A 20897-nucleotide genomic window follows, 5' to 3' on the forward strand; every position below is an offset into this window, starting at 1 on the left:
ACTCCTGGGAGGGCCGTGACCCTCTCAGGAGATAAGGTTAGTCAGAAAATCAGGACTTCTTGTCGTCAGCCGCTTTATCGGTCGGATTGGCGATCAGGGCCTTGAGCTCGTTGCTCATCGGGAAGTTCAGGTTCAGGCCTTTTGGCGGGATTGGCTGCATGAACCATTTGTCGTAGATCTTGTTGATCTCGCCCGAGGCGTAGGTGGCCTTGATGGCGTCATCCACAGCCTTTTTGAACGGCTCGTCGCCTTTGCGCATCATGCAGCCGTAGATTTCATAGGACTGCGGAGTGCCGGTCACGGCCCAGTCATCAGCCTTCTTGGCTTTGGCGGCTTCACCGGCCAGCAGGGCGTCGTCCATCATGAACGCAACGGCACGACCCGATTCCAGCATCTGGAAGGATTCGCCGTGGTCTTTGGCGGAGATGACGTTCATGCCCATCTGCTTGTCGGCGTTCATCGACTTGAGGATGCGCTCGGACGTGGTGCCGGCAGTGGTCACGACGTTCTTGCCTTTGAGGTCGTCGAAGTCTTTGTAAGCCGAACCTTTCTTGGACAGCAGGCGGGTACCGATTTCGAAGATGCCGACGGAGAAGTCAACTTGCTGCTGACGTTCCACGTTGTTGGTGGTGGAGCCGCACTCGACGTCCACGGTGCCGTTTTGCACCAGCGGGATACGGGTTTGCGAAGTCACGAGGTTGTATTTGACCTCGAGGTTGGGCATGTCCAGGTCTTTCTTGATGGCTTCGACGATTTTCAGCTGGATATCGTGGGAGTAGCCAACCGGTTTGCCGGAAGCGTCGGCAATGTAGGAGAACGGAATGGAGGCATCGCGATGCCCGAGGGTGATCACGCCGGACTCTTTGATCTTCTTCAGGGTGCCGGTGAGTTCGGCGGCGAAAACTGGAGTGCTGATCAGAGCGGCAGCAATGGCTGCGCCCAGGATATGGGGAACGATGCGCATCAAATTTTCCTCGACATTGTTTTTTTTATGGAGCCAGTTCATCGGCCCTTTTGTGCTTCGAATGCTTGCCGGCTCCGGAAAGGGATGTGGCAGGTGTTCGTCCAAGAGTGTAGAGCATGACTCGTGCCAGGCCAGGAGCCTCACATCAAATCATTGATTTATAAGGATATTAAATATTTATGGCGGGTTTTTTTGCGAGGAATAATCCGGTTATCCGAATCGACCAATAGGTCGCGTTCGGAAAACCGAATGACCTGCCCCGCACATAACCCTGTGGGAGCCGGACTTGCCCGCGATGAGGCCAGCACAGCCACTATTAATGTTGGCTGTTCCACCGTCATCGCGGGCAAGCCCGGCTCCCACAGGGATTGGTGGTGTCTGGGGGAATGTAAAAAGCCCCTGAATCTCTCGATTCAGGGGCTTTGCTTTAACCGGCTTCCCGATCAGGCCGCTTCGATCTTTCTGCGGTTCTGTTCGACTTTGCTCAGGTAATCCGCCAGCTTGCACTGTTCCGCCTCAGTGGTGAACAGCCCGAGTTTGCTGCGACGCCACAAAATGTCGTGCGCGGTGGTTGCCCACTCATCTGAGCACAGGTAATCGATTTCGCGGGTGTAGAGCCCGCCACCGATGTGTTCACCCATGTCACCGAGGTTCTGCACGCCTTCGAGCATGCGCCAGGTGCGGCTGCCATAAGTGGTGGCCCAACGGCGTGAGATTTCGCTCGGCACCCAGTCGAATTTGTCGCGGATCAGCGAGCTCAATGCTTGCGGGGTGGTCATGTCTTCACCGCCCGGCAGCGGGGCACTGGCGGTCCAGCTTGGCTTGATGTGCGTGAAGTAAGGCGCCAGTTGCGCCAGCGCCGATTCGGCCAGCTTGCGGTACGTGGTCAGCTTGCCGCCGAACACCGACAGCAGTGGTGCTTCTTCGCCGGTGCCCGACAACGCCAGGGTGTAGTCGCGGGTGACGGCCGACGGATTATCGGACTCGTCGTTGCACAGCGGCCGAACGCCAGAATAGCTGTGCAGGATGTCGTCGCGGCTGATTTGCTTCTTGAAGTGGGCATTGACCACTTGGAGCAAATAATCGGTTTCGCCTTCGGTGATCGCCACTTTGGCTGGGTCGCCGATGTACTCACGGTCGGTCGTGCCGATCAGGGTGAAGTGGTTCAGGTACGGAATGGTGAAGACGATGCGCTGATCTTCGTTTTGCAGAATGTGCGCGTGTTCGCCTTCGTACAGTTTCGGCACGATCAGGTGGCTGCCCTGAATCAGGCGGATGCCGTAGGGCGATTCCATCTTCAGGTCGTCACGAATGAACTTGGCAACCCATGGGCCGGCCGCGTTCACCAATGCCTTGGCGCGGATCGAAAACAGGCTGCCATCGGCGCGTTCCAGGTGCAGGTGCCACAGGCCCTTGGTGCGACGCGCGCTGACGCAGCGAGTCTGGGTGTGAACGTGGGCGCCTTTTTCGCGAGCGGCCATGGCGTTCAGGACCACGAGGCGGGCGTCGTCAACCCAACAGTCGGAGTATTCGAAGCCTTTGGTGATTTCACTTTTCAGCGCGCTGTCCGGGCCGAACTTCAGGCTTTTGGAGCCTGCCAGTTGTTCCCGTTTGCCGAGGTTGTCATAGAGAAACAGGCCGGCGCGGATCATCCAGGCCGGACGCAGGTGCGGGCGGTGTGGCAGGACGAAACGCATCTGTTTGACGATATGTGGCGCCTTGGCCAGCAACACTTCACGCTCGGCCAGGGCCTCACGCACCAGGCGGAATTCGTAATGTTCGAGGTAGCGCAGACCACCGTGGATCAGCTTGCTGCTGGCCGAAGAGGTGTGGCTGGCCAGGTCATCCTTTTCACAAAGGAACACTGAAAGACCGCGGCCGGCGGCATCCGCTGCGATCCCCACGCCATTTATCCCGCCACCGATGACGGCAATGTCGTAGACCTCTGCGAGAGGGGGCGTAGGCAAGGTGGAAGTGGGCATCGGCTGGCCTCGGTGCTTATTTTATGTATTTGAATTCGAACATTAATGTTCATTTGCGAAAATGGTAGCCCATAAAGAGGCGCGCAGCCAGTTAACTTCGATTGAAAAAACTCATCGAAGGGCGGCTAAAGGAAAATTTTCGAACATTAGAAGAATAAAGAGAGAGGGGGGGGCGCAGCGATATTTGTAGGAGCACGGCTTGCCGGCGATGACGTACTTGAGGCCGCCATCGCCGGCAAGCCGTGCTCCTACGGGTTGTGTAACCGCCTTCGCGGTTAAACGACTTCCAGGCGAATCTTGTGCTGACTCAGCAACTGTGCCAGCGCGGGCACCGGCGGCTGGTCGGTCACCAGGCAATCGATCAGGCTGATCGGCCCCAGTCGAATCATGGCGTTGCGCCCGAATTTGCTGGAGTCCGCCGCGAGGATCACCTGGCGCGCATTGGCGATGATCGCCTGCGATACACGCACTTCCTGATAGTCGAAGTCCAGCAGGCTGCCGTCTTCATCAATACCGCTGATGCCCACCAGCGCGAAGTCGACCTTGAACTGGTTGATAAAGTCGACGCTCGCCTGACCGACCACACCGCCGTCGCGCCGCACATTGCCGCCCGTCAGCAGAACGTCGAAGTCGTCCTTGGCGCTGAGCATCGAGGCCACATGCAGGTTGTTGGTGATGATCTTCAGGTGATTGTGGTTGAGCAGCGCCCGGGCAATCGATTCGGTGGTGGTACCGATATTGATGAACAGCGAGGCGTGATCGGGGATCTGGGCGGCAATGGCTTCGCCGATGCGTTGCTTTTCATCGCGCATCTGATCAGCGCGCATGGCGTAGGCGGTGTTTTCGACGCTGGAGTCGTAAGCAGCGCCGCCATGGTAGCGACGCAATAAATTAGCTTCCGCGAGCTGATTGATATCGCGGCGGATGGTCTGCGGTGTAACGACGAACAGCGTAGCCATTTCCTCGATACTGACGTAGCCGCGTTCGCGGACCAGTTCGAGGATTTGCTGCTGACGGGGAGGCAGATTCATGGGGCTTCCTTTGGGCTGCCGTGCAAAATTTGCCCATGATGCCGCAGGAATCCGCTCCCGACCAGTTTCCAAACAGCGTGAAAGCTACTGCGCTCGGCAATCCTGCGTTAAAAACAGGCTCGGACTGCTCATTTACAAACCCGTAAACTCCGCGTCCTCGCCTGTTTTTGCCTTGTCTTGTCTTGCCTTCGCTCGCTACGCTTTCACGCTGTTCGGACAGCCTTAGTCAGTCCTCAGACAGGCTTATTCAGCGTCCTCACGATCCCAGTCACGGGTCCGGCTAACCGCTTTTTTCCAGCCTTTGTAGAGTTTTTCCTTCGCGGCTTCGTCCAGGCTCGGTTCGAATTCGCGCTCGATCACTGCCTTGCCACGCAGTTCTTCCAGGCTGCCCCAGAAGCCGCACGCCAGGCCGGCCAGGTAAGCGGCGCCGAGTGCGGTGGTTTCGCGCATTTGCGGACGCTCGACCTTTGTACCGAGGATGTCGGCCTGGAACTGCATCAGGAAGTTGTTCGCCACCGCACCGCCGTCCACGCGCAGGGCTTTGAGGCGTTCGCCGGAATCCTGTTGCATGGCGTCGAGCACGTCGCGGGTCTGGTAGGCAATCGATTCCAGTGCGGCACGAATAATGTGATCCACGCGTACGCCACGGGTCAGGCCGAACAGTGCGCCACGGGCATACGGGTCCCAGTAGGGAGCGCCCAGGCCGGTGAAGGCCGGCACCAGGTACACGCCGTTGCTGTCCTTCACTTTATTGGCGAAGTATTCGGTGTCGTGGGCGTCGTTGATGATCTTCAGTTCGTCACGCAGCCATTGAACGGTTGAACCACCGTTGAACACCGCGCCTTCCAGTGCATACGCGACTTCGCCGCGCGGGCCGCACGCGATGGTGGTGAGCATGCCGTGCCTGGACTTCACGGCTTTGTCGCCGGTGTTCATCAGCAGGAAGCAACCGGTGCCGTAGGTGTTTTTTGCCTGCCCGGGCTCGACGCACATTTGACCGAACAGCGCGGCTTGCTGGTCGCCGGCGATGCCGCCGATGGCGATGCCGCTCTTGGTATGGCCATAGATTTGCGACGAGGCTTTCACTTCTGGAAGCATTTCCCGTGGGATGTCGAGGATCTCCAGCATCTTCGTGTCCCACTCAAGCGAGTGGATGTTGAAGAGCATGGTGCGCGAGGCGTTGGTGTAGTCGGTGACGTGGACTTTGCCGCCGGTAAATTTCCAGATCAGCCAGCTGTCGACGGTGCCGAACAGCAGTTCGCCGTTGCGCGCACGTTCGCGGCTGCCTTCGACGTTGTCGAGGATCCACTTGAGCTTGGTGCCGGAGAAGTACGGGTCGGTGACCAGGCCCGTGGTGTCGCTGATGTATTGCTCGTGACCGTCGCGCTTGAGCTGTTCGCAAATCTCGGTGCTGCGTCGGCATTGCCAGACGATCGCGTTGTAGATCGGGCGGCCGGTGGTCTTGTCCCAGACGACGGTGGTTTCGCGTTGGTTGGTGATGCCGATGGCGGCCACCTGGTCGTGATGCAGGCCGGCTTGCGCCAGGGCCTCGACCATTACGGCGCTTTGAGTGGCGAAGATTTCCATCGGGTCATGTTCAACCCAGCCGGCTTGCGGGTAATGCTGCGCGAATTCGCGCTGGGCGGTGCAGACCACGTTGGCGTCGCGGTCGAAAATGATCGCGCGCGAGCTGGTCGTACCCTGGTCGAGGGCAATGATGTAGTTCTTATTCTGAGTGTCGGTCATGTCGATTGCCTTGGACGAAATAAGGGGTGAGATCAGGCGCGCAACCACAATGGGCAGAATCACGCGCCTACGGTATCAAGAAGTTCTTGGTTTGCCGTCAATGGCCGGTGTTGCGTCCTTTGTAGCAGGTGTGGCGCCGGGCAGATGACGGGCAATCAGCCCGCGATAAGCGGCAGCACCGAGGCAGGCACCGACAATCGGTGCAAAAACAGGAATCAGGAAGTACGGGATATCACGCCCGCCAGTGAAGGAAATTTCACCCCAGCCAGCGAAGAAAGTCATCAGTTTAGGACCGAAGTCCCGCGCCGGGTTCATCGCGAAACCGGTCAGCGGGCCCATCGAGCTGCCGATCACCGCAATCAGCAGGCCGATCAGCAGCGGCGCCAGCGGTCCCTTTGGCAGGCCGTTGTTGTCATCGGTCAGGGACATGATCACGCCCATCAGGATCGCGGTGATGATCACTTCCACCAGGAACGCCTGGGCCGTGGTCAGGGCCGGGTTGGGGAAGGTCGAAAACACCGACGCCAACTCCAGGCTGGCCTGAGTGCCGCGAACCATATGGTGAGTTTGTTCGAAATCGAAGAATAGATTGCTGTACAGCGTGTAAACCAACAGCGCGCCGCAGAAGGCGCCTGCCACTTGGGCCAGAATGTAAAACGGCAATTTGCGCTTTTCGAAGTCAGTGAAAATGCTCAGGGCAATACTGACAGCAGGGTTGAGGTGCGCACCGGAAACCCCGGCGGTCATGTAAATCGCCATGCTGACGCCGACGCCCCAGATGATGCTGATTTCCCACAAGCCAAAGCTGGCGCCCGCGACCTTGAGCGCGGCAACACAACCGGTACCAAAAAAGATAAGCAGTGCAGTCCCCAGGAACTCGGCCATGCATTGGCTCGAGAGCGACGGTTGTTGTAAAGCAGTTGTCATTGAAAACCTCAATTGTTTTTGTTGTCTGGCGCTTTTTTCATCATGGTCCAAGCGCGATTTTCACCAAGGCAGGATCCCCATCCGGGTCTTGGTTTACTGCGGGGTGCTGCTGTAAGACTTTTCGTGCGTATTCATATTCGAAAAAATATAGACAAGAAACGCTGCTGTCAAAGGTCGAAAGTGAACCATTGGTCATTAATCAACTATTAGTCACGTGAATGGTCGTGTTGTTCACGCGGGCCGTCTTGCCCTGACGGATGGTAAAAGGCGTCGCCAGCCCCTGAAAACAGGGGCGTAATAGAGCGTTTTGCAAGTCAATGACCTAGAATCGAGCGCAGGATTTTTCTACTGCTGCCCAGTCTGGAGCTGTCATGACCCCCGCATTGGATTTGTTGAAAAAAGTTCGAGCCGAACATCGTGTGCACAGTTACGAACATGATCCAAAAGCTGCGTCCTATGGATTGGAGGCCGCCGAGAAGCTCGGGCTCGACCCGGCGCAAGTGTTCAAGACCTTGCTGGCGGCCAGTGAAAAAGGTGAGTTGCTGGTGGCGGTGGTGCCGGTCGTCGGGAGTCTGGATTTGAAGCATCTGGCCCACGCGGCGGGTGTGAAGAAAGTCGAGATGGCCGACCCTGCGGCTGCGCAACGAGCGACGGGGTATCTGTTGGGCGGAATCAGTCCGTTGGGGCAGAAGAAGCGTTTGCGCACGTTTATCGACAGTTCGGCTCAGCCACTGGCGAGCATTTTTGTCAGTGCCGGGCGTCGCGGTCTGGAAGTTGAATTGGCGCCGGCAGTGCTGGCCGAACACACTCAAGCGACGTTTGCCGATATCGGGCGCGTTTGAGGCCGGCAGTGGGTGCCGCGCTGTATGGCAAAAATCAGGCGGCTCTGTCACTGGTGCCGGTTTGCCGGGCGCTGCATGCTCGGCGGCCATACAAGGAGAGACAGCCATGCAGCTTGAGTTTCATCAAGTCGATGCGTTCAGTGATCGACCATTCAGTGGCAACCCGGCGATGGTGTATCGGCTGGATACCTGGCTCGCCGACGAACTGATGCAGAAAATCGCCGCCGAACACAATCTCGCCGAAACCGCTTTCGTGGTGCGTGAAGGACAGCATTGGCACATCCGCTGGTTTACCCCGACGACTGAGGTGCCACTGTGTGGGCATGCGACGCTGGCCAGCGCCTATGTGTTGTTTGAGGTCTATAAAGAGCCGGCCGAGCGTCTGGACTTCATTTGCAAGTCCGGCCCGTTGAGTGTGAGTCGTGACGGCGAGCGCTTGTGGTTGGACTTCCCGGCGATCACGCCCTCAGAAGTGGGTGTCACCCTGGATGTCGAGCGCGCCCTGGGTGTCGAAGTGGTCGATGTGCTGGGTTCAAACGAGTTGTTTGTGGTGTTGGAGTCAGAACAGGCAGTGCTTGATTGCCAGCCGGACATGGTCGCCTTGGCGAAGCTGCCGTGGCCCGGGGCGATTGTGACCGCCAAAGGCAACAAGCATGATTTTGTCTCCCGCTATTTCGCGCCAGCGATTGGCATCAACGAAGACCCTGTGACTGGCTCGACCCATTGCAGCCTGATTCCGTATTGGTCGAAACGGCTGGGTAAAACGAGCCTGACCGCGTATCAGTGTTCGAAACGAGGTGGGGAGTTGTTCTGTCGGTTGGAAGGCGATCGGGTAAAAATCGGCGGGAATGCAACGCTGGTTGCGAGCGGAACGCTGAGATTGGCCTAACGCTGATCTTTGTAGGAGCAAAGCTTGCTCGCGATGAACGATGACGCGGTGCGTCAGCTAAACCGCGGCGATGCTATCGCGAGCAAGCTTTGCTCCTACAGAAGCGGGGAGTCAGTTGGCGGTGCTGTAGCGGCGCACGCCTGATTCAACGGCAGGAATCTGCGCGGCTGTACTGCCCGCCGCCTGAAACAACACCAGATGCTCAGCCGCAACACGAATGCCGACATCAGCGCCGACCTGACGATCGACATGGCTGGGGAATATCGATTCCAGCTGCGCCCCGGTCGGCATCTGCAACCGATACAGCGTCGACGCACCCTGGAACGACTTGCCAACAATGCGTGCTTTCAACGAACTGTCCGGCGCGTAGACGATATCGTCCGGACGCAGCAGTACGTCTACCGCGCCGCCCATCGGCCAGGTGTAGGCCCGATTGCCGCGTAGCTCACCCAACTCGGTCTGTACCGATTCCGGGCTGCTGAGTTGGCCACGAATGAAGTAACCCTGGCCAATAAAACTGGCCACGAACGGTGTTTGCGGTTCGTGATAAAGGTTGTAGGGCGTGTCCCATTGTTCCAGGCGACCTTCCTTGAACACGCCGATGTGATCGCTTACGGCGAACGCTTCTTCCTGATCGTGGGTCACCAGAATCGCGCTGGTGCCCCGCGCCTTGAGAATGTCGCGCACCTCATGGCTGAGCTTGCGGCGCAGCTCGCCATCGAGGTTGGAAAACGGTTCGTCGAGCAGCAGCAGTTGGGGTTCTGGTGCCAGTGCGCGGGCCAGGGCAACTCGTTGTTGCTGACCGCCGGAAAGCTCGTGCGGGAAACGCTTGCCGAGGTTTTTCAGGTTGACCAGTTCGAGCAGTTCTTCGGTGACACGATCCTTTTGCGGGTGCTTGCGGATTCCGAAGGCGATGTTCTCGGCGACGCTCAAATGCGGAAACAGCGCGTAGTCCTGGAACACCATGCCGATCCGGCGTTTCTCTGGGGCGAGGGTGAAACCGGCGCGGGAGATCGTCTCGCCGGCCAAGGTGATTTCACCTTCGTGCACCGGTTCAAACCCGGCAATCGCCCGCAGGGTGGTGGTCTTTCCGCACCCCGAAGAGCCCAGCAAACAACCGATATCGCCGGCATTCAAATGCAGGTTGAGGTTCTGCACCACGCGTTGATCTTGATAGCCGCAGGCGAGGTTTTTCAGGTTAAGCAGTAATGGCTGGCTCATGCGTGGTGGTACGCCGGCTCGACAAGAAATTCGAGCAGGGCCTTTTGCGCGTGAAGACGGTTTTCCGCCTGGTCCCAAGCCACGGAGCGCTTGTCGTCGAGCAGGTCGATGCTGATTTCTTCGCCGCGGTGGGCGGGCAGGCAATGCATGAACAGCACATCGTCTGCGGCCAGGTCCAGCAGGGCGCGATTGACCTGGTAGGGCGCGAACAGCTTCAAGCGCTTGGCGGTTTCTTCTTCCTGGCCCATGGAGGTCCAGACGTCGGTGCTCACCAGGTGGGCGCCGCGCACGGCGTCCTTTGGATCGCGGACGATCGTCACGCGATCACCGGCCTTGGCCACGAATTCGCGGTTGGGTTCATACCCTTCAGGGCAGGCAATGCGTAGCTGGAAGTCGAACTGGATCGCCGCTTCTATATAGCTGTTGCACATGTTGTTGCCGTCGCCGATCCAGGCCACGGTCTTGCCCTGGATCGAGCCGCGATGTTCGAGGAAGGTTTGCATGTCGGCCAGCAACTGGCACGGGTGCAAGTCATCGGACAGGCCATTGATCACCGGTACGCGGGAGTTGGCGGCGAATTCGGTCAGGGTGCTGTGAGCAAAGGTTCGGATCATCACTGCGTCGAGCATGCTCGACATGACGATCGCGCAGTCACCGATCGGCTCGCCACGGCCCAGTTGGGTGTCGCGCGGCGAAAGGAAGATCGCCTGGCCACCGAGCTGTATCATGCCGGCTTCGAACGAGATCCGGGTGCGGGTCGAGGACTTCTCGAAAATCATCCCCAGGACGCGGTTTTTCAAAGGCTCGAACAGTACGCCGCGGTTACGCAGGTCCTTGAGCTCAACGCCTCGACGGATCACGCTGACCAGCTCTTCGGGCGTGCAATCCATCAGGGAGAGAAAGTGCCTTGCGCTCATCATTGACTACCTTTTTGCTACAAACCGCAGATGCTCAAAGCCTTGTTTAACGGAACAACGGGCGAGACCTGCGGCGTAAGCCGCACGGGGCGACGAAATAGGGGAAGGCGCGATCTTATAATTAAATGTCGCGTCTTACCAATAGGGCTACGGTTTTTATGGGATTTCATAGAGGCTACAGGCTGATCGCCATAGCGCTTTTGAAGCCTTTTTCCTGACAGCAGCCAGCCATTTGTACACCGGGGCTGCGGGGCTTTGCAATCAAGCGGGGCGGGGATGGTGCTGCGGCGGTCGGTTTCTGACCTGACATTCGCAGTAGTTGATGGCACTGTGCCTTTACTGAAACACTTGCTAATGCAAAGTGCTGGGTTATAAATAAGTCACGAGCGACGCAGGAAGCATTCGAAATGGAATCGAAAGAACAGCAGTTGATGGAATTACTCGGCCTCACCGCCCGCTCACTGACTCACCTGACCGCGTCCATGACGTCCATGTCTTTCGAACTGTTGCGCAGCGAAGACGAAGTCACGCGGGCCGCCGGACGACGGATGATCGACCGCATGGCAACCATCAGCTCGGGGCTCGATGAACATTGGCGACTGATTGGCGAGCTCACGGGCGTCTATGTCTCCCAGGAACAGATTGAAACCCTTCAGGAAATCCAGCTGCAGCCCCCGCCCAGGCTGCCGTCGAGTTAATCAGCAGCAGTCATCGGCTGGCCTGATAGTCGGCGATTCACAAGACGAACGTCGCTGGCGCAGTCGCGGGTCTGGCGCCATAGTTTTGTTCCCGCGGCCGCTATTGCCCGCCCAGAACAAGACAGAGACTGGCCATGACCAAGACTCTCCATCACCGTGCGTGCCACCTGTGTGAAGCCATCTGCGGCCTGACCATCGAAACCTCTGAGGTTGAAGGTGGCGGCGTGCAAATCACCTCGATCAAGGGTGACCCGCAAGATACGTTCAGCCGTGGGCATATCTGTCCCAAAGCAGTGGCGCTGCAAGACATACAGAATGATCCGGACCGTCTGCGTCAGCCGATGCTGCGTGTGGGCAGCGAATGGCAGCCTATCGCTTGGGAGGACGCCTTCAATCTCGTAGCCGAACGCCTGGCGGTGATTCAGGAGCGGCACGGGCAGAATGCGGTGGCGGTGTATCAAGGCAATCCCAGCGTGCATAACTACGGGTTGATGACTCATAGCAATTATTTCCTTGGCCTGCTGAAGACCCGCAACCGGTTTTCCGCGACCTCGGTCGACCAGTTGCCGCATCACCTGACCAGTCATTTGATGTACGGCCATGGATTGCTGTTGCCCATCCCGGACATCGATCACACCGACTTCATGCTGATCCTGGGTGGCAACCCGCTGGCCTCCAATGGCAGCATCATGACCGTGCCGGATGTGGAAAAACGCCTGAAGGCGATTCAGGCACGGGGCGGCAAAGTGGTGGTGGTCGATCCGCGTCGTAGCGAAACGGCAGCGATGGCCGATCAACATTTGTTTGTGCGTCCCGGTGGCGACGCGGCCTTGTTGTTCGGCGTGCTCAATACCTTGTTTACTGAACAGCTGACCCGCGACAGCCATTTGCCGGTGGACGGTCTGGAAGACGTGCGTCAGGCCATCGCCACCTTTACTGCCGAAGCCATGAGCCCGCTGTGCGCGGTGCCGGCAGAAATGATTCGCCAACTGGCGCGGGATTTTGCGGCGGCGAAGACTGCGGTTTGCTATGGCCGCATGGGCGTCTCGACGCAAGCGTTCGGTACGCTGTGCCATTGGCTGGTGCAATTGATCAATCTGGTCACCGGCAACCTTGACCGGGTCGGTGGCGCACTGTGCACCGAACCGGCGGTGGACTTGGTGGCCTCCACCTCGGGCGGGCACTTCAATCAATGGCAGAGCCGCGTGTCGGGTCGTCCAGAGTACGCCGGTGAGTTGCCGGTGTCGGCGCTCGCCGAAGAAATGCTCACCGAAGGGGAAGGGCAGGTGCGTGCGCTCATCACGGTCGCCGGTAATCCGGTGTTGTCCACGCCCAATGGCCGGCAACTGGAGCAGGCGCTGGACGGTCTGGAGTTCATGGTCAGCGTCGACTTGTACATCAACGAAACCACGCGCTATGCCGACCTGATCCTGCCGTCGACGTCTGCCCTGGAAAACGATCACTACGACACAACGTTCAACATGTTCGCGGTGCGCAACGTGACACGCTTCAATCGCGCGATTCTGGCCAAGCCCGAAGGTGCCCTGCATGACTGGGAGATCTTTGTCGGTCTGGCCAAGGCATTTGCCGCCAGGACCGGCAAGGAACTGAAACCGACCATCGCGCCTGCGCAAATGATCGACCGTGGATTGCGCATGGGGCTGTATGGCGATGCTTCGGCACAGAAACTATCACTGGCAACCTTGTTCGATCATCCGCATGGGGTGGATTTGGGCGCGCTGAAGTCCAACCTGGCGCCGCGCCTGAAAACCGCCAATCAGCATGTGCAGGCAGCTCCGGCACCGATCCTTGCCGACCTCGCACGTTTCGCCGCGCTGCAAGCACCGGCAGCCGATGAATTGCTGATGATTGGCCGCCGTCATGTGCGCAGCAACAACTCGTGGATGCACAACTATCACCGATTGGTGAAGGGCAAGCCGCGACATCAATTGCTGATGCACCCGGACGACCTGGCCAGTCGTGGGCTCAATGACGGGCAGCGCGTGCGAGTCAGCTCGCGAGTCGGCATGATCGAAGTGGAAGTGGTCGCCAGCCTGGACATGATGAAAGGCGTGGTCAGCCTGCCTCACGGCTGGGGCCACGCACGGCCGGGTGTGCAGATGACGATCGCCAGCGGTCAACCGGGTTCCAGCGCCAACGATCTGACTGACGAGTGTCAGCTCGACGAGCTGTCGGGGAATGCGGCGTTGAACGGCGTACCGGTGACAGTGGCAGCGGCGTGATCGTGTCTGTCGGGGAGGCCGAGCATGGCGCTCGGGTTTCCGTTACAATGCGCCACCGTGCCGACCTCTGAGTCGGAAAGTTCAGCCGAGGTGCTCCATGGATATCATCGAAACGATTAAAGAGCAGATTGCTAACAACACCATTCTGCTTTACATGAAAGGTTCGCCGAATGCCCCGCAGTGTGGCTTCTCCGCGAAAGCCGCACAGGCCGTGATGGCATGTGGCGAAAAGTTTGCGTACGTGGATATCCTGCAGAACCCGGAAATCCGCGCCAACCTGCCAAAATACGCCAACTGGCCAACCTTCCCGCAACTGTGGGTCGGTGGTGAGCTGGTCGGCGGTAGCGACATCATGACTGAAATGGCTGCTGACGGTTCGTTGCAGACCACGATCAAAGCCGCTGTTGAAGCGGCCGCTGCCAACAAGACCGAAGCTTGATCCGCTCTTTGTAGGAGCCGAGCTTGCTCGCGATACAGGCGCCGCGGTTTAGCAAGAACACCGCGTCATCGTTCATCGCTGGCAAGCCATGCTCCTACAGGGCATAAAAAAGCCCCGCCTCTATAAAAGAGTGCGGGGCTTTTTATTGTCTCGCGTTAAACGGGCGCTAACTTACTCGTCTTCGCCCATCTGCGATTGCAGATAGTTCTCAAGACCGACTTTATCGATCAGGCCCAATTGGGTTTCCAGCCAGTCGATATGTTCTTCTTCGGATTCAAGAATGTCTTCGAGCAGTTCGCGGCTACCGAAGTCGCCAACGGTTTCGCAATGAGCGATAGCGACTTTCAGGTCGGCATGGCCGATGCGTTCAATACGCAGGTCACACTCAAGCATTTCCTTGGTGTGCTCGCCGATGTGCAGCTTGCCCAAGTCCTGGACGTTCGGCAGGCCTTCAAGGAACAGGATGCGCTTGATCAGCTTGTCCGCGTGCTTCATCTCGTCGATGGATTCGTGGTACTCGTGCTTGCCCAGCTTGTTCAGGCCCCAATCTTCGTACATGCGTGCATGCAAAAAGTATTGATTGATTGCGACCAGCTCATTGGCAAGAATTTTGTTGAGATGCTGGATGACTGTAACGTCGCCTTTCATGATGGGATCCTGCCCTAAGTAGCTGTCTATAAAGCAGGAGTTTGAGCCGCGCATGTAAGAGTGTCAAACCTAAGTTATTGAAACTTATATGAAAATTAATCGGAATAAGAATGTTTGTGTTCCGCGTCTAGAGCGTAAGCGGTTGATTTTCAGGCATAAAAAAACCGGACTTTAAGTCCGGTTCTTTGAAATGGGGTATTTACGCGGCAGTAAATTCGACAGGGAAAGGAATGGCTGCCTGGGCCGATTGCAATTTGGTCAGGGTTTCACGCACCACTTCCTTTGCAAGGCAGGCGCATTTGCCGCATTGGCTGGCAACGCCGGTGGCCTGACGGACTTCTTTGTAGCTGCAGCAACCCTCATAGATTGCATCGCGGATTTGACCGTCGGTGACGCCAGTGCAGAGGCAGACATACATAAGTGAAAACCGTCGTTGGTTGTGACTCAATTGCGATGGATCTTAATGTTAACGAGAATGATTGTCAAAGTGCTTTCTGAAAGCTTCACGTTATAAGCGCACGTGACCGACGAACGGTTTTTGCCTGGCAATCTGCCAGTCACTGACATGACGGGAAATTGGACGCTCCTGCAAAATCCGTTGAGGACAGCTCAAATACGCCGTGTATGATGTGCGGTCCTTGCGAAGGGGATCGTGTCACAGGGCTGTCGCCTGAGGGTGGCAGGCTGATGCGAATCCAGTTCTTCACGTTAATAGACCAGGAGATATCCAATGAGCGTACTCGTAGGCAAACAAGCCCCGGACTTCACCGTTCCAGCCGTCCTCGGCAATGGCGAAATCGTAGACAGCTTCACCCTGTCGTCGGCCATCAAAGGCAAATACGGCCTGGTGTTCTTCTACCCACTGGACTTCACCTTCGTTTGCCCGTCCGAGCTGATCGCTCTGGACAACCGCATGGCTGACTTCAAGTCCCGCAACGTTGAAGTGATCGCCGTGTCCATCGACTCGCACTTCACCCACAACGCCTGGCGTAACACCCCGGTAAACAACGGTGGTATCGGCGAAGTTCGTTACACCATGGCTGCCGACATCAAGCACGAGATCGCCAAGGCCTACGACGTTGAGTCCGAAGGCGGCGTGGCTTTCCGTGGCGCGTTCCTGATCGACGACAAAGGCGTTGTCCGTTCGCAGATCATCAACGACCTGCCGCTGGGCCGTAACATCGAAGAGCTGGTCCGTCTGGTCGACGCTCTGCAATTCCACGAAGAGCACGGCGAAGTTTGCCCTGCCAACTGGAAAAAAGGCGACAAAGGCATGACCGCTTCGACCGAAGGCGTTGCGGCTTACCTGACCGAGAACGCTGCTGCGCTGTAAGGCAGGTTCGAGGCATAAAAAAACCGGCCCTTGAGGCCGGTTTTTTTATGCGCGGGATAAACCTGGCGACAGATCAGTCGTTGAAGTCTTCCCAGCCGCCCATTTCTTTCCAGCGATTGACGATGCCGCAGAACAGCTCGGCCGTCTTCTCGGTGTCGTAGCGAGCTGAGTGAGCCTCACGACCGTCGAAGTCGATATCCGCCGCCTGGCAAGCCTTGGCCAGTACGGTTTGACCGTAAGCCAGACCGGCAAGGGTGGCGGTGTCGAAGCTGGAGAATGGATGAAACGGGTTACGTTTCATGTCCAGGCGTGCGACCGCTGCGTTGAGGAAGCCCAGGTCAAAGCTGCTGTTGTGCCCAACCAGAATCGCCCGTTTGCAACTGTTGGCTTTCAGGGCCTTGCGGATGCCACGAAAGATATCGGTGAGTGCCGCTTCTTCGCTCACCGCCATGCGCAGCGGATGATCGAGCTTGATCCCGGTGAACTCCAGCGCGGCGGCTTCGATGTTCGCGCCTTCAAACGGCTCTACACGAAAGAAGTAAGTGTGGTCGGGGTACACAAACCCTTTGTCATCCATCGCGATGGTGGTTGCAGCAATTTCCAGCAGGGCATCGGTGGCCGAGTTGAAACCACCGGTTTCTACGTCGACGACAACTGGCAGGTAGCCACGGAATCTGGCTGCCATCGGATGACGAGGACCGCCTCCGCCGCCTTGACCGTCCTGTTCGTCGTCGAAATGGTCTTCACTCACGCGTGTTCCTCCAGCAGGCGCCAGCGCAGTTTTTCACCGGCGCGCAGCGGGATAACAGTCAGCTCGCCAAATGGCAGGCTGGATGGGGCGGTCCACTCTTCACGGACCAAAGTAATGCGGTCGGTGTTCGCTGGCAGGCCATAGAAGCGCGGGCCGTTGAGGCTGGCGAACGCTTCGAGCTTGTCCAGCGCATTGCGCTGTTCGAACGCTTCGGCGTACATCTCGATCGCAGCAAAAGCGGTGTAGCAACCGGCGCAACCGCAAGCGGCTTCTTTGGCGTGCTGGGCGTGTGGCGCCGAGTCGGTGCCGAGGAAGAACTTTTCGCTGCCGCTGGTGGCGGCGTCGAGCAGGGCTTCCTGATGCGTATTGCGCTTGAGGATCGGCAGGCAATAGAAGTGCGGCCGGATTCCGCCCACCAGCATGTGGTTGCGGTTGTACAGCAGGTGATGCGCGGTGATGGTTGCGCCGACGTTGGCCGAAGCCTCGTTGACGAACTGCGCGGCGTCGGCTGTGGTGATGTGTTCGAACACCACTTTGAGCGTCGGGAAACGCTCGACCACACGACGCATGTGCTCATCGATGAAGATTTTTTCGCGGTCGAACACGTCGACATCGCCACGGGTGACTTCGCCGTGAATCAGCAACGGCATCCCGACTTCGGCCATGGCCTCAAGTGCAGGGAAAATCTTGTCGATGCTGGTGACGCCAGAGTCCGAATTTGTGGTCGCGCCGGCCGGGTACAGCTTGGCGGCGTACACGAAACCGCTGGCCTTGGCCTCGCGAATTTCTTCGGGCTGGGTGCGGTCGGTCAGGTAGAGCACCATCAACGGTTCAAAACGACTGCCGGCCGGGCGTGCAGCGAGAATCCGCTGGCGATAGCCGTCGGCTTCAGCGGCGTTGCGCACCGGAGGTACCAGGTTGGGCATGATGATCGCGCGACCAAAGGTGCGCGCGACATCCGCAACGGTATTGGTCAACACGGCACCATCGCGAAGATGAATGTGCCAGTCGTCGGGACGCAGCAGGGTCAGGCGGTCGGACATGAGGGGATTCCAGGCGGGTCAAACTCAGGGGAATGCTACCGGAAAAGACTCTTGCAGGCACTCGCTATCAAGTTTTGCAGGAACGTACCGATATGAACTACGTAGCCGTAAACACGCGTGTGTCGGTCTTTTTGTTGCAGAAGCCAGTGGAGCCTCCCGTGCGCCAGCGTTATTTAGCCTTGCTCAGTGTGTTTGCCAGCCTTCCTGCGATGGCGCTCACTTTCCAGACCCGTCTGGAGAATATTGAGTGGACGGTCGAAGGGGACAAGTTCGAATGTCGCTTGATTCAGCCGATCACCGATTTCGGGTCGGGTGAATTCGTTCGCCGTGCCGGCGAGCAGGCGACGTTTCGTCTGAAAGCCTACAACGCGATGATCGGCGGTGGTTCGGCGACCTTGCTGGCGGCTGCGGCACCCTGGCAACCAGGGCGTGGCGACATCAACCTGGGCTCCGTGCGGATCGGCAGCGGCAACGTGCTGTTCAACAGCTCGCAGGCTCAGGCCGGGCGCTTGATCAGTGGGCTCATCGATGGCCGTAGTCCGGTAGTCCGGCATTCCTCCGGCGATGGCCGGGTGTCGGAAGTGCGTCTGTTGCCGGTCAAGTTCAGCAAGGCATTCAACGACTACCAAGGCTGCGTGGCGAACCTGCTGCCAAAGAATTTCGAACAGGTTAAACAGTCCGAAGTCGGCTTCCCGGGTGAGAGCATCGATCTTGATCCACAGGCCAAGGCCAAGTTGCAGGTGATGCTGGAGTTCATGAAGGCTGATCCGTCGGTCAATCACATTGAGCTCGACGGGCACTCCGACAACAGCGGTAATCGCCTGACCAACCGTGAGCTCTCACGCCGCCGCGCGTTGGCGGTGATGGACTTTTTCAAGGCCAACGGTATCCAGGAGTCGCAGATCACCCTGCGCTTCCACGGCGAGCGTTACCCTGTGGCGCCGAACACCAGTGCCACCAATCGGGCGAAGAATCGCCGGGTCGCGGTACGTCTGGAGCGTGTGGCACCGACCGATAAAGTCGCGCCTCAAATCGCATCAGGCACGCCAGCGGCCACTTCCTGACTTGCCGGTCATCGTCGCGCTCTCGACAGATTCTGTCGCTTCGTCGTCATAAGCTGTCGCGCCTCTGTAAATTGTCCCGTTTGAGCGGTAGACTTCCCGGCTTTCCGTAGAACCCCGTGGAGTGATGGCATGGCGGACGTAAACAAGGTCGTTCTGGCGTATTCCGGCGGCCTGGACACTTCGGTGATCCTCAAGTGGCTGCAGGATACTTATAACTGTGAAGTCGTGACCTTCACCGCTGACCTGGGTCAGGGCGAAGAGGTCGAACCTGCACGCGCCAAGGCACAGGCCATGGGCGTCAAAGAGATCTACATCGACGACTTGCGCGAAGAATTCGTACGCGATTTCGTTTTCCCGATGTTCCGCGCCAACACCGTTTACGAAGGCGAGTACCTGCTGGGTACTTCCATCGCTCGCCCGTTGATCGCCAAACGCCTGATCGAAATCGCCAACGAAACCGGCGCTGACGCCATTTCCCATGGCGCCACCGGCAAGGGTAACGACCAGGTTCGTTTCGAGCTGGGTGCGTACGCCTTGAAGCCAGGCGTGAAAGTGATCGCTCCGTGGCGCGAATGGGACCTGCTGTCGCGTGAAAAGCTGATGGATTACGCTGAAAAGCACAACATCCCGATCGAGCGCCACGGCAAGAAAAAATCCCCGTACTCGATGGATGCCAACCTGCTGCACATCTCCTATGAAGGCGGCGTGCTGGAAGACACCTGGACCGAGCACGAAGAAGACATGTGGAAATGGACCGTCTCCCCGGAGAACGCTCCAGACAAGCCTCAGTACCTGGAACTGACCTACCGTAACGGCGACATCGTTGCACTGGACGGCGTCGAAATGACCCCGGCCACCGTGCTGGCGACCCTGAACCGCATCGGTGGTGAACACGGTATCGGTCGTCTCGACATCGTCGAGAACCGTTACGTGGGCATGAAGTCCCGTGGTTGCTACGAAACCCCGGGCGGCACCATCATGCTGCGCGCCCACCGTGCGATCGAATCGATCACCCTGGACCGTGAAGTGGCTCACCTCAAAGACGAGCTGATGCCGAAATACGCAAGCCTGATCTACACCGGTTACTGGTGGAGCCCTGAGCGTCTGATGCTGCAACAGATGATCGACGCGTCTCAGGCCCACGTGAACGGCGTTGTTCGTCTGAAGCTGTACAAGGGCAACGTGATCGTGACCGGTCGCAAGTCTGACGAATCGTTGTTCGATGCCAACATCGCGACCTTCGAAGAAGACGGCGGCGCTTACAACCAGGCCGACGCGGCGGGCTTCATCAAGCTCAACGCCTTGCGCATGCGCATTGCTGCAAACAAGGGCCGGAAGCTTTTCTGAGCCCGTTGAAGCAGTGATAGAGCTGTGGCCTTGTCGATGACAAGGCCACAGATCTTAAAAAGGGAGCGTTTCCTGCCGTACATTGCTTATCCAGCGTTCTTCTTGTTACGCGTTCGATGACTTCTGCTTTTACTCTCTCCTGGAGCGTTGTCCGCCTCGGCTATCCGGCGCTCACGCCATCGTCGTCATATCCTGTGAACTCACGTTGTAAGCCACCCAGAACACTGGGCTGTGGCGCTTCTTGGCTTGCCTTGAATACTTGATCGCACTTTCCTGCAGCAATGCCTCTGAGTCGGTACAGGTGAGAAACACAGTCAACCGTGCAGTGGACCTCTGAGATGGCTGGGCCTCCTCAATCAAGGTGTTGAAGTCCATTTTCTTGCTCATTCTTCTGACATCGACGATGCACAAGCCTCTGAACGATGTCGGTAATCGTACTTGATGCTCGACCAGCAGCTCGGTGGAGTCTGTCGGGGGGACGCGCTCCGGCTTATCTGCGTCGGACATGACCTTTATGAAATGCTTTCCTTTCACAAAATCGGAGGGGGCATAGAGTGATCGGTAGTTGAAGTTGAGTGTGGCAAAGAATAGCAAGAGCAAATAAAAGGGAAAACTAATAAGGAACCAGATGTAAATCTCGCGCTCTTCATCGTCGAGAAAGGGAAGAGAAATAGCCGCTGATGCTTCAGACAGTGTTGCGAACAAGGCAATGATTGTCATGGGGTTGGTAATTTTTCTTCTGGGTTTCATCATGTTTTATGCTCATAGAATAATAATCTTTCTCGGTTAGTTGGTTTGTTTATTTTGCTGAT

At 57.8% G+C, this 20897-nt stretch carries 20 protein-coding genes; 8 read left to right on the forward strand and 12 right to left on the reverse strand.

The features are described 5' to 3' along the window. Positions 1-49: 49 nt before the first annotated feature. From C7534_RS03500 to C7534_RS03520, 5 genes are all read right to left on the reverse strand, one after another. Positions 50-964: a glutamate/aspartate ABC transporter substrate-binding protein gene (locus C7534_RS03500; protein ID WP_109785263.1), complete on the reverse strand. Its 915-nt coding sequence runs from the start codon at positions 962-964 to the stop codon at positions 50-52. Positions 965-1407: 443 nt separating this feature from the next. Next, positions 1408-2946, reverse strand: coding sequence for a glycerol-3-phosphate dehydrogenase (gene glpD, locus C7534_RS03505; RefSeq protein WP_109785020.1), 1539 nt, complete (start codon positions 2944-2946; stop codon positions 1408-1410). 275 nt (positions 2947-3221) lie between these two features. After that, positions 3222-3977, reverse strand: coding sequence for a DeoR family transcriptional regulator (locus C7534_RS03510; protein ID WP_007943555.1), 756 nt, complete (start codon positions 3975-3977; stop codon positions 3222-3224). A gap of 243 nt (positions 3978-4220) precedes the next feature. After that, the gene (gene glpK / locus C7534_RS03515) at positions 4221-5723 is read right to left on the reverse strand and encodes a glycerol kinase GlpK (protein WP_109785021.1); all 1503 of its coding nucleotides are present in this window, start codon (positions 5721-5723) and stop codon (positions 4221-4223) included. A gap of 75 nt (positions 5724-5798) precedes the next feature. Next, positions 5799-6650 carry an MIP/aquaporin family protein gene (locus C7534_RS03520; RefSeq protein ID WP_046026548.1) on the reverse strand — a complete coding sequence of 284 codons (852 nt, stop codon included), beginning with the start codon at positions 6648-6650 and terminating at the stop codon, positions 5799-5801. 371 nt (positions 6651-7021) lie between these two features. On the opposite strand from C7534_RS03520, the gene ybaK reads away from it, so the two are divergent. Together ybaK and C7534_RS03530 are read left to right on the forward strand one after the other, a co-directional pair. Next, complete coding sequence (gene ybaK / locus C7534_RS03525) at positions 7022-7492, forward strand: Cys-tRNA(Pro) deacylase (RefSeq protein WP_046026546.1); 471 nt, start codon at positions 7022-7024, stop codon at positions 7490-7492. Positions 7493-7598: 106 nt separating this feature from the next. After that, a complete protein-coding gene (locus C7534_RS03530; protein WP_109785022.1) occupies positions 7599-8381 on the forward strand; it encodes a PhzF family phenazine biosynthesis protein in 783 nt (260 codons plus the stop codon). A gap of 111 nt (positions 8382-8492) precedes the next feature. On the opposite strand, the gene C7534_RS03535 is transcribed toward C7534_RS03530, so the two are convergent. Beyond that, positions 8493-9602, reverse strand: a complete 1110-nt coding sequence (locus C7534_RS03535; RefSeq protein ID WP_109785023.1) for an ABC transporter ATP-binding protein — start codon at positions 9600-9602, stop codon at positions 8493-8495. Next, positions 9599-10519 (reverse strand): ornithine carbamoyltransferase, encoded by a 921-nt coding sequence (gene argF, locus C7534_RS03540; RefSeq protein WP_109785024.1) that lies wholly within the window; start codon positions 10517-10519, stop codon positions 9599-9601. Before argF ends, C7534_RS03535 begins: the two co-directional genes overlap by 4 nt. Positions 10520-10926: 407 nt before the next feature. Here argF and C7534_RS03545 point away from each other — a divergent pair, with 407 nt between their 5' ends. The 3 genes from C7534_RS03545 to grxD all read left to right on the forward strand — a co-directional run bounded on the left by C7534_RS03545 (position 10927) and on the right by grxD (position 13899). Beyond that, positions 10927-11217 (forward strand): hypothetical protein, encoded by a 291-nt coding sequence (locus C7534_RS03545; RefSeq protein ID WP_046026488.1) that lies wholly within the window; start codon positions 10927-10929, stop codon positions 11215-11217. A 134-nt stretch (positions 11218-11351) separates the two neighbouring features. Then, positions 11352-13460 (forward strand): molybdopterin oxidoreductase family protein, encoded by a 2109-nt coding sequence (locus C7534_RS03550; protein ID WP_109785025.1) that lies wholly within the window; start codon positions 11352-11354, stop codon positions 13458-13460. Positions 13461-13557: 97 nt separating this feature from the next. Next, entirely contained in the window at positions 13558-13899 is a 342-nt protein-coding gene (gene grxD / locus C7534_RS03555; RefSeq protein WP_007943565.1) for a Grx4 family monothiol glutaredoxin, read from the forward strand. A gap of 171 nt (positions 13900-14070) precedes the next feature. Here the strand turns inward: grxD and bfr are convergent, their stop codons facing one another. Next, positions 14071-14547 (reverse strand): bacterioferritin, encoded by a 477-nt coding sequence (bfr, locus tag C7534_RS03560; RefSeq protein WP_046026484.1) that lies wholly within the window; start codon positions 14545-14547, stop codon positions 14071-14073. Between the two features lie 199 nt (positions 14548-14746). After that, entirely contained in the window at positions 14747-14965 is a 219-nt protein-coding gene (locus tag C7534_RS03565) for a bacterioferritin-associated ferredoxin (protein WP_007943567.1), read from the reverse strand. 312 nt (positions 14966-15277) lie between these two features. Here C7534_RS03565 and C7534_RS03570 point away from each other — a divergent pair, with 312 nt between their 5' ends. After that, positions 15278-15880, forward strand: coding sequence for a peroxiredoxin (locus C7534_RS03570; protein WP_046026483.1), 603 nt, complete (start codon positions 15278-15280; stop codon positions 15878-15880). A gap of 73 nt (positions 15881-15953) precedes the next feature. On the opposite strand, the gene rnt is transcribed toward C7534_RS03570, so the two are convergent. After that, positions 15954-16631: a ribonuclease T gene (rnt, locus tag C7534_RS03575; protein ID WP_046026482.1), complete on the reverse strand. Its 678-nt coding sequence runs from the start codon at positions 16629-16631 to the stop codon at positions 15954-15956. Further along, positions 16628-17674, reverse strand: coding sequence for a dihydroorotase (pyrC, locus tag C7534_RS03580; RefSeq protein WP_046026481.1), 1047 nt, complete (start codon positions 17672-17674; stop codon positions 16628-16630). The genes rnt and pyrC overlap by 4 nt, the downstream gene beginning before the upstream one ends. A 158-nt stretch (positions 17675-17832) precedes the next feature. Between pyrC and C7534_RS03585 the strand changes: the two genes are divergently transcribed. Both C7534_RS03585 and C7534_RS03590 read left to right on the forward strand, forming a co-directional pair. Continuing rightward, positions 17833-18738: a flagellar protein MotY gene (locus C7534_RS03585; RefSeq protein ID WP_046026723.1), complete on the forward strand. Its 906-nt coding sequence runs from the start codon at positions 17833-17835 to the stop codon at positions 18736-18738. A gap of 129 nt (positions 18739-18867) precedes the next feature. Further along, a complete protein-coding gene (locus C7534_RS03590; RefSeq protein ID WP_027922848.1) occupies positions 18868-20085 on the forward strand; it encodes an argininosuccinate synthase in 1218 nt (405 codons plus the stop codon). A 171-nt stretch (positions 20086-20256) separates the two neighbouring features. Here the strand turns inward: C7534_RS03590 and C7534_RS03595 are convergent, their stop codons facing one another. Then, positions 20257-20838, reverse strand: a complete 582-nt coding sequence (locus C7534_RS03595) for a hypothetical protein (RefSeq protein ID WP_109785026.1) — start codon at positions 20836-20838, stop codon at positions 20257-20259. Between the last annotated feature and the right edge of the window lie 59 nt (positions 20839-20897).

Source organism: Pseudomonas sp. OV226, assembly GCF_003148705.1.
Lineage (GTDB): Bacteria > Pseudomonadota > Gammaproteobacteria > Pseudomonadales > Pseudomonadaceae > Aquipseudomonas.